At 61.3% G+C, this 11,870-nt stretch carries 10 protein-coding genes; 3 read left to right on the top strand and 7 right to left on the bottom strand.

From position 1 onward, the window contains the following. The first annotated feature begins 147 nt into the window (after positions 1-147). From B149_RS0115300 to B149_RS0115290, 3 genes are all read left to right on the top strand, one after another. A complete protein-coding gene (locus B149_RS0115300) occupies positions 148-1,071 on the top strand; it encodes an HD-GYP domain-containing protein (RefSeq protein ID WP_018126048.1) in 924 nt (307 codons plus the stop codon). A gap of 64 nt (positions 1,072-1,135) precedes the next feature. Continuing rightward, on the top strand, positions 1,136-2,179 hold the full coding sequence (locus B149_RS0115295) for a GGDEF domain-containing protein (RefSeq protein ID WP_018126047.1): 1,044 nt from the start codon (positions 1,136-1,138) through the stop codon (positions 2,177-2,179). Between the two features lie 40 nt (positions 2,180-2,219). Further along, the gene (locus B149_RS0115290) at positions 2,220-3,239 is read left to right on the top strand and encodes a hypothetical protein (protein ID WP_018126046.1); all 1,020 of its coding nucleotides are present in this window, start codon (positions 2,220-2,222) and stop codon (positions 3,237-3,239) included. Here B149_RS0115290 and B149_RS18605 read toward each other — a convergent pair. From B149_RS18605 to B149_RS0115255, 7 genes are all read right to left on the bottom strand, one after another. Beyond that, a complete protein-coding gene (locus B149_RS18605) occupies positions 3,236-3,376 on the bottom strand; it encodes a hypothetical protein (protein ID WP_018126045.1) in 141 nt (46 codons plus the stop codon). The genes B149_RS0115290 and B149_RS18605 overlap by 4 nt on opposite strands. Before the next feature lie 169 nt (positions 3,377-3,545). Continuing rightward, on the bottom strand, positions 3,546-4,565 hold the full coding sequence (locus B149_RS0115280) for an HD-GYP domain-containing protein (RefSeq protein WP_018126044.1): 1,020 nt from the start codon (positions 4,563-4,565) through the stop codon (positions 3,546-3,548). Between the two features lie 21 nt (positions 4,566-4,586). Next, positions 4,587-4,814, bottom strand: coding sequence for a hypothetical protein (locus B149_RS0115275; RefSeq protein ID WP_018126043.1), 228 nt, complete (start codon positions 4,812-4,814; stop codon positions 4,587-4,589). A gap of 99 nt (positions 4,815-4,913) precedes the next feature. Further along, positions 4,914-6,341 carry a DNA integrity scanning protein DisA nucleotide-binding domain protein gene (locus B149_RS0115270; protein ID WP_018126042.1) on the bottom strand — a complete coding sequence of 476 codons (1,428 nt, stop codon included), beginning with the start codon at positions 6,339-6,341 and terminating at the stop codon, positions 4,914-4,916. Between the two features lie 130 nt (positions 6,342-6,471). Further along, a complete protein-coding gene (locus tag B149_RS0115265; protein ID WP_018126041.1) occupies positions 6,472-6,969 on the bottom strand; it encodes a KdsC family phosphatase in 498 nt (165 codons plus the stop codon). Positions 6,970-7,008: 39 nt separating this feature from the next. Continuing rightward, positions 7,009-10,212 (bottom strand): efflux RND transporter permease subunit, encoded by a 3,204-nt coding sequence (locus tag B149_RS0115260; RefSeq protein ID WP_018126040.1) that lies wholly within the window; start codon positions 10,210-10,212, stop codon positions 7,009-7,011. Then, positions 10,212-11,204, bottom strand: coding sequence for an efflux RND transporter periplasmic adaptor subunit (locus tag B149_RS0115255; protein WP_245533231.1), 993 nt, complete (start codon positions 11,202-11,204; stop codon positions 10,212-10,214). The genes B149_RS0115260 and B149_RS0115255 overlap by 1 nt, the downstream gene beginning before the upstream one ends. Positions 11,205-11,870: the final 666 nt, after the last annotated feature.

The following is an 11,870-nucleotide window of genomic DNA, read 5'->3' as shown; positions in this document are numbered from 1 at the left end:
ATTCGACAGGAACGGCTATTTTCCGGAGCTAAGAGCCGATAGGCCATGGTTCGGCTTGGCTTTCGGTCTCTTCTGTACTATGCCCGAAGCATGAGTTCGGCTACAACGGCTGACCGGCCGGTTTCATTCTTTCCTGTATCGCCAGTCATGCTCTTTCCCGATACCATGGGCACCTTCTCGGTGTACCTGTGGCAGGGAGGGGACTTCGTGCTGTACACTCGCTCCGGTCAGCAGTTCACCGAAATGCACCGCAACCGTCTTCACGGCAACGGCGTCAAGGAGGTATACGTCCAAAGCGGGGAGAAATCCCGCTACGACGCCTACGTCGAGGAAAATCTGGGACGGATTCTTCAGGACGATTCACTGCCCGCGTCGGAACGGTCGCGGGTTTTTTACGAGGCGTCTTCGGCCGTGGTGCAGGACATCTTTGTCAGCAAGCTGCCCGCTACCCTGCCGCGGGCACACTTCGACCGCGTCAGATCCATCGTATCCAACAGCATAGAATTTCTGGCGCACAACGACTCTCTTTCCGCCCTCGCGCCGTTCATATCCCACGATTACAAGACGTATACGCACTGCATGCACGTCTTCATCTTCACGGTCACCATTCTGAATACGTTTTCGCTGGACGAGACCGAACTTTTCGAATGCGGGCTCGGCGCGTTGCTGCATGACGTGGGCAAGACACGCATTCCCCGCAAGGTACTCAACAAGCGCGGCTCCCTGACGCGTGACGAGCGGCGCGAGATCATGAACCATCCCATGCACGGCATCTCCATGTGCACCCGGCTGCCCCTGAGCCAGAACACCATCAACTGCATCCTGTTCCACCACGAAAAGATGGACGGCTCCGGATACCCCGCAGGGCTCTCCGGGCCGGACATCCCGCTTCCGGTCCGGGTCATCGCCGTGGCCGACATTTACGACGCCCTGACCACCGCGCGTCCCTACGCGGACGCCATGGCCCCCTACGAAGCCCTCACCCTGATGCGCCACGAAATGCGCGAGCATCTTGACATGACCGTATTCAAACGTCTTGTCGCCGTGCTCGGCGGAGCGGAAATCATATAATCCGGTTGCCCTGCTCCCCAGTTCGGGTATGTTGAATGAACATTCCCATCATCCAGAGGTGAATATGGCTTCAGCCCCGAACGGCATCGCTTTCAAGGACCTGCTCTGCAAATTCGGCATCGAGGACGATCCCCGCTGGACTGCGGTAGTCCTTTTCGTCAGAAACCTCGTGCGCGACCTCTCCGTTTTTACCGAGCAGGACAAGGCCGCCATTCAGCAGGATATCTTTGACCACATCGCCAGACGGGACTTTTCCGAGCAGGCCTATCACGAGGTGCTGGAGCGCCTGAACCACTTCGTTGGAGACAACATCGTGACCCGGGAGAGCCGCACGGCATTGGAGGCGGAAAAACGCTCCACCGCGGCGCTTCTGGATGAAATGCGTGAAACCGTCGAAGCCATGCGAAAATCCGACGACAGGCGCGAAAGCAAGCTGGATCAGGTCCGCCGCGACACCGAGGAAGTCATTGAACGCGAACCGGAGCGCGAACGAATTCTCGCGCAGGTGCGCGAACAGTTTGAGACGCTGATTCAGGAGCTGCGGAACGAAGCCAGCGAATGGGAAGCACGCGCACGCAGGCTGGAACACACCGCACGCTTCGACCCGCTGCTGACCCAGCTTCACAATCGCCGGGCCCTGGATGCACAGATCAAGGAGCTGACGAAAGCCTATCGGCAGACCGGAGAACCAGTGGCGCTGATGATGATCGACGTGGATCATTTCAAGCGGGTCAACGACTCCCTCGGCCATCAGGTGGGGGACGAAGTGCTCAAGGAGCTGGCCAGCATCGTTTCCTCACAGGCCACGCTCGTGAACGGATTCCCGGCCCGTTACGGCGGCGAAGAGCTTGTGGTCGTCACGCAGGGGCTGCCCGCCTCCGAAGCGGCCATCAAGGCCGAGGCCATCCGGCGCATTGTGGAAAAAACCCGGTTCATTCCCGCAGTCAAGGACTATGATGGCGGAGAGATTTCCTTTACGGTCAGCATCGGCGTGGCCAACATCCAGCCGGGCTGGATGGCGAGCGATCTTTTGCGCGCCGCAGACCGGGCCCTGTATATCGCCAAGGACTCCGGACGCAACATGGTGATCACGAGCGTGGCCAACTGATCCGCCGGACCGCCCGTTTCACAACAGCCCATCCACCGTCATGCCATTGCGAATCCTCCCCCTGCTCATCTTTTTCGTCCTGCTCCAGCTCCCGGCAACCGCACTTTGCTCAGAAGCTCCCGAAGGCGCCATTCTGGTCCTCTTTTCCGGATCCGAACCACCGCCGGGGGCATCATCCTTTCTGCACGGCGTTCGCAGCGAAAGCCGGGAACACCCGGTTACAACCCTGTACCTCGGACTGGGCCCTGATGCCGACGAAGAGGACGCCCTCGCCGCATGGAAGCGACTGCGCTCCAGCGCGGACGCGGCCGGCTCCGGCGTCATCGCCATAGGTGAACCCGCTGTCTCCTTTGTGCGCATGTTCCGCCCGCTGGCTCCGCTCGACGGCCGCATCTGCTTCGTCAGGCAACAGCCCCTGCCGGGCACTTCCGCCACCGCAGACAACGGCACCGCCGCCAACACCGTGGACATGGTCTTTTCCGCAGCTCCCGGCACAACCACGCTCATAACCTTCACCGGCACGGACGCAGAGGCCAAGGCTCTGCGCCACGAAACCGGAAGACGGTTTCGCCCGTACATGAACCGGGCGCAGCTGATTCTCCCAGGCTTTGAAAAGGGGCGCGAAGGACTGCTCACCCGGCGCGACATACTGCGCATCGCCGCAAACGCGCCCTCCGGATCGAGCATTCTGCTGTTGGGATACCCCACGAAGGAAGCGGCCACCGGACTTGCCGAAGCGATCGTGGATCGTAGCCGCGTACCGGTCTTTGCCGGAGGCGAGGTACCTTTCGTGCCGGGCATGAAGGGAGTCGCCGCCACCGACTGGCGGGCCCACGGCAGAGCTGCGGCCAGGTCCGTTCTGGATAGGACACGCGCCGAGGTAAGCCTTGTCCCGCTGCTGGTACAGCAGGACCTGCCGGATGAAAGGGAAAAGCGCGCGCAAAAGTCGGAAGACGCTTCGGAAGAGCCTGTCCCGTCGGACAACGCCCTCACCATCGCGGCGGCAGGCGTGGCGGCTGCCGTGCTGGCGACGCTTTTTCTGAAGGGACGACGCGGCTAGAAGCTCAGGATCACCGCAAGGTGCATCAGGGTCATGGCCGTCAGGGCGCAGCCGGCCACCATGACCATGCGCCGGGTTTCCATGACCGGGTTGAGGCAAATGGCTGGCAACGCGTATTCCTTGAGTCGAATGAACATGGGTTCTCTCCTTGTTTGGAAAACCCACCCTCTCACGACATTGTTACGGGAGTGGCATCGCCGTTTGCCTATTGCATGAAAATCTGCCGTGCCACAGGCCCCCGCATCCGCTTCCGTGCTCCACGGGGGATGTCACGGTGACGAGCACGTTCCGCCCGTGTCGATCCGGTTACCCGGGAATGCCCTGAAGGTACTGCACAAGCGCGCGGCAGACACGGTGGTCGTAGGCGCGGTCCATTTTCAGCAGCTCCACCGCGGCCTCCACGGTGTTCCGACGCGCGGAATGGGGCCGGTCCGTGATCATGGCGCAAAATGAATCCGCCACCGCCGCTATCCGTCCGTACAGGCCGATTTCTTTGCCCTTGAGCTGCCCGGGGTAGCCGCTGCCGTCGATGCGCTCATGATGCTGCTGGCACGGCTCCAGAACCTCCTCCGAATCCAGCCCGAGCTTCTCCAGAATCCTGAGTCCGTCCCGGGGGTGCTCCTTGAGCTTCCGGCGCTCGGTTGCGCTGAGCTGCGAAGTTTTCTCGGTCATCAGACGCGAGACGCGGCTCATGCCGATGTCATACAGGAAGAATCCCAGACTCACTGGCGCCAGATTTTCTATGACAACCTTGTCGCGGTTGAGCTGAAGATAGATGGCCAGCGCTATGACGCCCGCATTGACACGCTGCCGTTCGCGGTCCCGGTTGCGGTGCGAGACGCTCACCAGATGGTCGATGTTGTCGTAGTCCACGCCCACATAGACCGCGAGACTGTCCACCACCTGCACGAGTCGCTCCAGTTGCGGAACCATGGCGTGCTCGAACAGCTCCTTCTGGCGACGGGCTATCTCGGAAACAAGAATTCCGGCAAGGTCCTCCGGAGTGAGGTTCGGGTCGTCCAGCGCCGCATCGGGATCCGAGCCCGCGCAGCGGGCGTAGATCTCCTGATCATTACGGGAAAAGAACAGGCGCCCCTGGTCGGCCAGATGAACAAGGTGGTCAAGGTGGTCGGCAGGCATGGGAGCCCCTGCCGCGTAGATGTTCACAAGGGAATTCAGTTTCTTGCGGTATCTGTAGAGGTTCAGCGGCATCGGCCCCCTCGGCTGCGCCCTGAGCACTGCCGGACCGATCTGGTTAAACTCCTCCACATTCAGGTCTTCAGGTATCTCGTCCCTGTCGAGATAATCTTCAACGTCACTTCTCATCACGCTCTCCGTCGTCCCCCGTCAGCTGCGGGTGCCGATCATCAGGTACGCGGCCAATGCACCCCAGCACAGGGCGCTGACGCCCAGCCCGGCAGGTATCGTCCACCAGCGAAGGTGAACGGCCCTGCCCCGAAACCGGAACGTGCCGCAACATGTGAACAGTCCGAGCACCATCTGGACCAACACCCCCGATGCCGCCAGCGACGGCAACAACAGTATCCAGACCAGAGGGTCACTCAGCCAGCCCACCAATCACTCCGTCAAAGCGCAAACGTTCGTGACGCCGATACCATAGCGAAAATAATAGAAAAGCCCGTCCAATCCATTATCAACAACAACCATCCGCAATCAGCCCTCCAACCAGTCGGCCAGAAGCGGCGGCGTGGGGCAGCCTGCCATCTGACGCCAGTCGCAGGCCGCCGTCAGTTCAATGCCGTTCTGGATGATGGAAACCGGCCGGTCCGACGAGACCACAATGACCACGAGGTTCTCGTTTTCCGCCGTGAATCGCAACGCGGAATTGAACCGCGCCCCTCGGCCGCGATTCTCGCCCGGCACGCTGCGTCCGTCCATGAGGCAGCCGAAACCGTGCAATTTGAGATCTGCTCCGATGTGCAGCGCGCCGTCGATCTTCGCCAACGAGCAGGCCAGTTTGATCTGCCCCGGCTCGCGCAGGTCCGGCGGCACCTCGAAACGCTGGCCTGCCGTGGGCACCAGCATGTGCCCCAGGTCGAGAATCAGGGTACAGCCGTGGCGGCGGTCGCGCACCCGGTTCACCAGCGCATGGACCAGCCGCATCATCTGATGCTGCGACTCCATCTCAAGACGCGACTCCAGCAGGATTTCCTCCAGCTGCACGAGGTTTGCCTTGAGATTGCGCGAATGGAAATTTCCGTCCGTGAAGGTACACACCAACTCGTCCTTGAGCATGAGCGAACCGCGGCTGCCGCCGAACTGCGCGGCAAGGTACGCCCCGGGCATGGCCCCGATGGCGATACCCACGATGTCCCGCCCGTCCGAGACGAGTACGCGCCCCGAGTATTCCACGGCCTGCAACATCTTTCGCACATGCTTGAAGTCGGTAAGCCGGGGCCGCTCGTTCTGCGGGAAGCGGCAGATGAACCGAACCAGCCCCAGGTCATCGGGTTCGATCACCACCAGCCTGCCCCGTGGCCACGCGCCTTCCTCCTTGGTGCGCGAGATGCCGAGCACCGCGTCGAGGAAGGGGTAGACCCGTATTCTGGTGTCCAGAAATCCCATCTCGCTCCGCGCGTCCACGATGTAGTCGCGGATGGCGTGGGATGCGCAGTTTTGCAGCACGTAACCGGCGGTATCCACGTTCCTGACGTTTTGGAGCTCATAGTTCTGGGCAAAGAGGCGCACGGCGTATTCCATCCAGCGCCGGGTGGGGCCGAGGCTGCACATGTCCGGGTGCTCCTCGGTGAACCACATCTGGTACTGAAGTCCGCGGGAGCGTCCGCCGAACGGGATGATGCCCGCCAGCTGAAGGTCCTTGTATTCGCTTTCGTCAAGGAAGGTTACGTCGGAAGACGTGCACTCGGGAGCCCGCCATGCATCGGAGCCGAGGTAGTGTTCCATCAGCCGGGGCTCGTGTCCCCGGAGCAGCCCCTGCGGGTCGTAGATTCGTGGGGGGGAGTCCATGCGGGGAGCATAGACAAGGGCTGCGCGGCTGTTCCCGGAAAAATGGGAAAGCCCCTCGCGCAGTCCATCGAGAATGTGAAATATGCAGACGCTTTCGAACGAGTTGTCCGACATCGTCCCCCCTCCCCTCAGGCAGGATGCCTTTTCACAAACAATTAGGACGAATCGGTAATTATGTCCAGGCCGGGAGCGCGATTCCGGTATCACGCCCCGCAGGCTACCGCCAACCGGGAAAGATCGCGAATCAGTCGTTGCCGTGAAGAATCTCGGCCAGTTCCCGCACCACCCCTTCGCCGCCGCGGGCCTCGAAAACATGCCGGACGGCTTCGCGCGCCCGCGTCCATGCGTCTGCAGGCGCGGCCGGGTATCCCACGGCCTGAAGACACGAAAGGTCGTTCACGTCGTTGCCCACGAACATGGCTCGGGCCAAGCTCCAGCCATTTTCTTCAAGGTGCTTTCTCAAAACCGAAAGCTTGTCCTCCACCCCGTGCACTGCTGGAATGCCCAGCTTGTCCGCCCGGGCACGAACCACCGGGTTGCGCTCGGTGCTCAGAATGATCTGAGGCACGCCCAGCGCCCGGATGATGCCCACGCCCATGCCGTCCGCGCGGTTGCAGGTAACGGTCTCGTGCCCGTCCTGATGCACGTGCACCCGGTTGTCCGTCATGACCCCGTCGAAGTCGTAGATGATCACGTCCAGATCGGACGGTTTGAGGCCGGAAAACGCTTTCTTGTCAGACACAAGCAGACTCCTGCGGATTGTTGCGGTCTTTGCGGTCGATCACGCTTCGCCCTCGGCGCCGCGCTTTCTTTCGAACCATTCGTGCAGCCGCGTGAGCAGCTCCCATAGGACGGGAATGATGAACACCGTCAGGGTGGTCGCCACGCACAGGCCGGTGACGAAGGTCGTAGCCATGGTTCCCCAGACCAGCGAGTAGTACGGGATTCCAAGCGCCATTGGCAAGAGCCCCAGCGTGGTGGTCAGAGTGGTCAGCAGGATTGGCCGCAGCCGGATGCGCACCGCCTCCCGAAGCGCCTCCGTCTTCGACATGCCGGAAGCATAAAGCTTGTTGATGAAGTCGAGCAACACCAGCGAATCGTTGACCACGACACCCGTCACTCCCACCGTTGCCACGAAGCTGTTCACGGTGAACAGGGACCGGGTCAGGAACGTGCCCCAGACCACCCCGGTCAGGGCAAAGACCACTGCCGAAAGAATCACCAGCGGCTGGGTATAGCTCTGGAACTGACAGGCGAGGATCGTATAGATCACCAGAATGGCGATCATGAAGGCGTACGCCAGTGAGCGGAACGACTTGCCCGTGCTTTCGAACTCGCCAGAGAAGTTCACGGTGGCGCCGGGGTACCCTTCGCGGACGCTCTCGTAAAACTGACGGGTGTCATGCACGATGCTGGCCGTGGTCACCGGTGCGCCCTGCTTGATGTTCGCGGTGAGCGTTATGGCCCGCAGCCCCTCGAACCGGTTGCGCTGCCCCGGCTCCCGGTAGGTCAGCACTTCGCACAGATCGCCCAGCCGGACCGGTCCGCTCGAATGCTCCACCACCGGAATGTCCAGCGCGCTCGCGGGATTCTCCAGATGCCGGGGGTCGATCTTCACCCGCAGGTCAACGTCCTCGTCCGACATGCGGAACTCGCCCACGAACCGCCCGTCCAATACGCTGCCGGCCAGCGCCGCCACCTGCCGCTTGGTCAGCCCGTACTCGTGGACGCGTTCCGGGTCAGGCACGAAGCGGAAGATCCGGTTGTCGGTACCGGTATCCGTCTCAAGGTTCACCAGATACGGCGCGATGGACTTGTTATCGACCAGCCAGCCGAGCACTTCGTCCTTGAGCGCGCGCACCGAGGCCGGATCAGGGCCGAGCACCCGAATGTTCACATCCTTGCCGGTGGGCGGTCCGTCCTTTTGTGGCCAGATGCGAAACTCCCAGCCCCCTTGTTTGTGGTGCGCGAGCTTGTCCCGCATCCATTCGAACAGCAACAAGGGGTTGTTGTCCGGGTTGTCCGGGAACCGCTGGTCCGGACGGTCGGGCAACTCCACGATCACAATGCCGAGGTTGGAGCTGAAAATGTTCTCGTAATCCTCGTTGATATCCGTGCCGGCCAGCGCGGTGCAGGACTTGCTCACCCCGTCCCCGAGCGCGCGAATCTCGTCCGAGATGGTCTTGACCTTCTCCGATACTGCCTCCACGGGCGTGCCCACCGGTCCTTCCACGCTGACGTAATACACTCGGTAATCGTCCGGAAAGAACTTCACTTTGATCAGGGGAATCGCCCCGGTCATGGAGACCCCCAGAATCCCGAGCGCGGCCGCGAACGCCAGACCGATGGCCCCAAGGCTCAGGAGCTTGTGACGCAGACAGAACAGCAACACCCGGTCCACGATCTTTCGGAGCAGCACCAGAAAGGCCGGGTCGTCGGACACGGCGTGATCATGCGCCTGCCTGCGCAGCTTGCGACCACCGGGCCAGTCCAGCACGTGCAGCGGCAGGATGATCAGGCATTCAATGAGGGATGCGGCGATGGCAAAGGTCACCGCCTTGGGTACCAGCGCGAAAAACTCCCCCGTGGAACCGGTCATGATCAGCATTGGCAGAAACGCGGCAACCGTGGTGGAGGTGGCTGCCACAACGGGCAGAAACACCTCGCTGGTGCCGTCGATGACCGCCTCGCGCAGCTCCTTGCCCTCCTGCACATGCCGGTAGATATTCTCCACCACCACGATGGCGTCATCCACAATGATCCCGCTGACGAGAACGAAAGAAAAAAGCGTGATTTCATTCAGCGAGTTTCCCGTGATCCACATGATGATCATGGTCACGAGAAACGCGAACGGGACCCCTACGGTGGTCAGCATGGCGTTACGGAACCCCATGACCACCCAGATGGTGATGCACACGAGCGCGATCCCCACCAGCAGGTTGGAGCCCAGCGTGCTGATGCTGTCGTCGATATAGGCCCGCTGGGCCTGGGTGACCACCGCCGTGACCCCCTCGGCCTCCAACTCGGGGCGGAAGTCGTCCAGCACGCGCCGCACTGCGTCGTCGATGTCCAACGCGTTGCCCCCGGCAGTCTTGACCACCTTGACGCTCACCGAGTCCTTCCCGTTCACCGAGGTGATGACGAACGGGTCCCGGTAATCCAGCCCCGCCCGGCTGATCACGTCCGCCACCCTTACGAAAGACCCGTCCGCGTCATTGCGCACCACGGTCCGCGCCACCTGCTCGCGCGACCGGAAGCGCTCGTCCACAAGGATGACGTATTCACCTGAATCACTGACGAAATCCCCCGCCGGGATGGACACGTTCGCGCTGTCCAGCGCCGTAGCCACCTCGTCGAAGGTCACCCCGAACCGCCGCATTTTCTCCGGGTCGAGCACCACGTGAAATTCACGGGTGTACTCCCCTTCTATGCTGACCTCCTTGACCCCCTCGATCCGCTCAAGGGGAATCTTGAGCTCCTCGGCCATCAATGTCAGGGCCCGGTTGGACCGCTCCCCCACTAGGTTCACCGAGAGAACCGGCAGCCACTCGTCCACGTTGATGACGGTGAACTCCGGCGGGTCCATCTCCTGCGGCAAATCGTTCTGGATCGAAAGCACCTTGAAACGCAGTTCGTCATACAAAGCGTCATAGTCCATATCGTCCAGAAACTTGACCATGATGCTCGAACGCTCGCGATACGAGCGTGAGCGCACGTACTCCACGTGCTCCAGATCATCCAGTGAATCCTCTATCTTGCGCGTGACGAGGGCCTCCACCTCCGTGGGGCTGGCGCCGGGCAGATACGCGGAGATGATCACCTTGCCCATCTGCACGTTGGGATACCGCTCCACCGCGAGGTCCGTTACGCAAAACGCACCCACGACCATGAGCATGACAAAGACAAGGTTCACGAAAACCTTCTGCCGCAGGGTCATGGCAATGAACGTCCTGACCGGGCTGGGCGCGGTGCTCCGAATACCCATCAGTCGCGACCTCCGCCACCGTCAGGCTCCGTCAGGAAACGGTCCCCGGGACGAACGTCCGGCGAAGAAACCCGGACCGTCCCCTCGGGACGGCCGCCAAGAAGCATTACCCGCACACGCCCCCCTTCCGGGCGGACCAGAAAGAATTCCTCATACGCCTTGAGCAGCGCGCTACGAGGCACCAGCACCGCCCCTCCCGGATCAGGCAACGGCAACAGCAACTCCGTGCGGATGCCCCCGCGCATCACAATGTCCCCCGATGCTATCTCAAGGTCCACGTTGATCTTGCGGGTCTCGGGATCGTACCCCGGCGCAACCCGTTCCACGTGAGCCGTAACCGTCCCTCCCTCATCAGGCAGACGCAGCTCAATGGCCTCACCCATTTTCTTCAAAACAGAAAACTCACGACTGCTCAGGGCAAACGGCACCAGCAACGTTGAATAATTGCCGAGCGTCGCCGCGGTCTGCCCACGAGTCACCCACTCGCCCGGCTCCAGCTCCCGGTGCTTGACCTTCCACCCCTTCGGGGCCTTGATGATATGCCGCACCAACCGCTCCTGAAGCCTGCGCTCCTCAACCTGCAACGCCTTGAGCTGCTGAAGCGTCGTGTCATGCGCGCGCACGTTGTTATCCAAAGTAGACTGCGCCGCCGTCCGCCCCTTCACCAACTCCCGATACCGCTCCATCTCCTTGCGATGATACGCCAACTCACTCTTCAGCCGCCCCTGCTCCGCACGGTTGTTCTCCAGGTCGAGCCGTACAAACGTATCATCCAGCTCCGCGAACCGCCCATCCTCGCCGATGGTATCCCCCACATCCGCAAAAACCCTCTCCACACGCCCATCGACCTCCGCCACCAACGTCATGGTGTTCCGGGCACGGGTGAACCCGGTAAGGACAGCCTGACGCGCCGCCCTGCGCGCCACAAAAGTATCCACCGCACCCCGCGGCTCCACCACCGGAACTTCAAACTCATCGTCGACAGCGGCCACCCGTTCGCCGTCCTCCTTCTCAACACCGGCCTCACCTGGCAAATCACCACCGCAGCCAGCAGCCAAAAACAACACCGCAAACAAGTACAACAACAGCTTCCGCATCATGCATACCCCTGAAATCGCATGGTAACGACGCCCAAATTTATACAATGCCGAGCAAGAAAACCGACCACTTCCCACAAGTAAAACCACACCTAAAGCAAAAAATGCACGGCTTCCCCAATGCGGGCACCGTTAGCCACCACTAGGAGTGTGTAAATCCTGTTAACACTTTTTGGGCAGTGTTGCGATGTTATCCGCGGAAGGCGTGTGGAGGTTCATCAACGTTTGTGCCTCCGGCGGCTCAAGAACCTTTTGGCTTGCCAAGCCCCTTTCAGCTTTCGGAAAGCTGAGACCGGTAGGCGGCTTGGCGGACGGCTGATGGCGGTTGTTGAGTTGACAGGGGAGTAAGAATGTTAGGGGGAGTTCTGGTGATAAACCTCTGAGTTGAAGAAGTTTTCCTTAACAAACTCCTGCTACGGAAGGTCGTCAGCAAAGACACACAGATCCACAAATCCCCGTCAGCAGGGTTGCAGCTCGGACGCGGGTTTTGCGGCCGCATGGACCCAGCAGCTGCAACCTCGCTGACAACCCAGGGATTCCAAAGGGGGCCCGCCCCTTTGG

The sequence above is a fragment of the Desulfovibrio oxyclinae DSM 11498 genome (assembly GCF_000375485.1).
Taxonomy (GTDB): domain Bacteria; phylum Desulfobacterota; class Desulfovibrionia; order Desulfovibrionales; family Desulfovibrionaceae; genus Pseudodesulfovibrio; species Pseudodesulfovibrio oxyclinae.
This window is presented reverse-complemented; position numbering and strand designations above follow the sequence as displayed.

Excerpts from the sequence above, each read along its gene's own strand:
- B149_RS0115295 (WP_018126047.1), top strand. The coding sequence starts at position 1,136 with ATGGCTTCAGCCCCGAACGGCATCGCTTTCAAGGACCTGCTCTGCAAA.
- B149_RS0115280 (WP_018126044.1), bottom strand. The coding sequence starts at position 4,565 with ATGAGAAGTGACGTTGAAGATTATCTCGACAGGGACGAGATACCTGAA.
- B149_RS0115270 (WP_018126042.1), bottom strand. The coding sequence starts at position 6,341 with ATGTCGGACAACTCGTTCGAAAGCGTCTGCATATTTCACATTCTCGAT.
- B149_RS18605 (WP_018126045.1), bottom strand. The coding sequence starts at position 3,376 with ATGTTCATTCGACTCAAGGAATACGCGTTGCCAGCCATTTGCCTCAAC.
- B149_RS0115290 (WP_018126046.1), top strand. The coding sequence starts at position 2,220 with ATGCCATTGCGAATCCTCCCCCTGCTCATCTTTTTCGTCCTGCTCCAG.
- B149_RS0115300 (WP_018126048.1), top strand. The coding sequence starts at position 148 with ATGCTCTTTCCCGATACCATGGGCACCTTCTCGGTGTACCTGTGGCAG.
- B149_RS0115260 (WP_018126040.1), bottom strand. The coding sequence starts at position 10,212 with ATGGGTATTCGGAGCACCGCGCCCAGCCCGGTCAGGACGTTCATTGCC.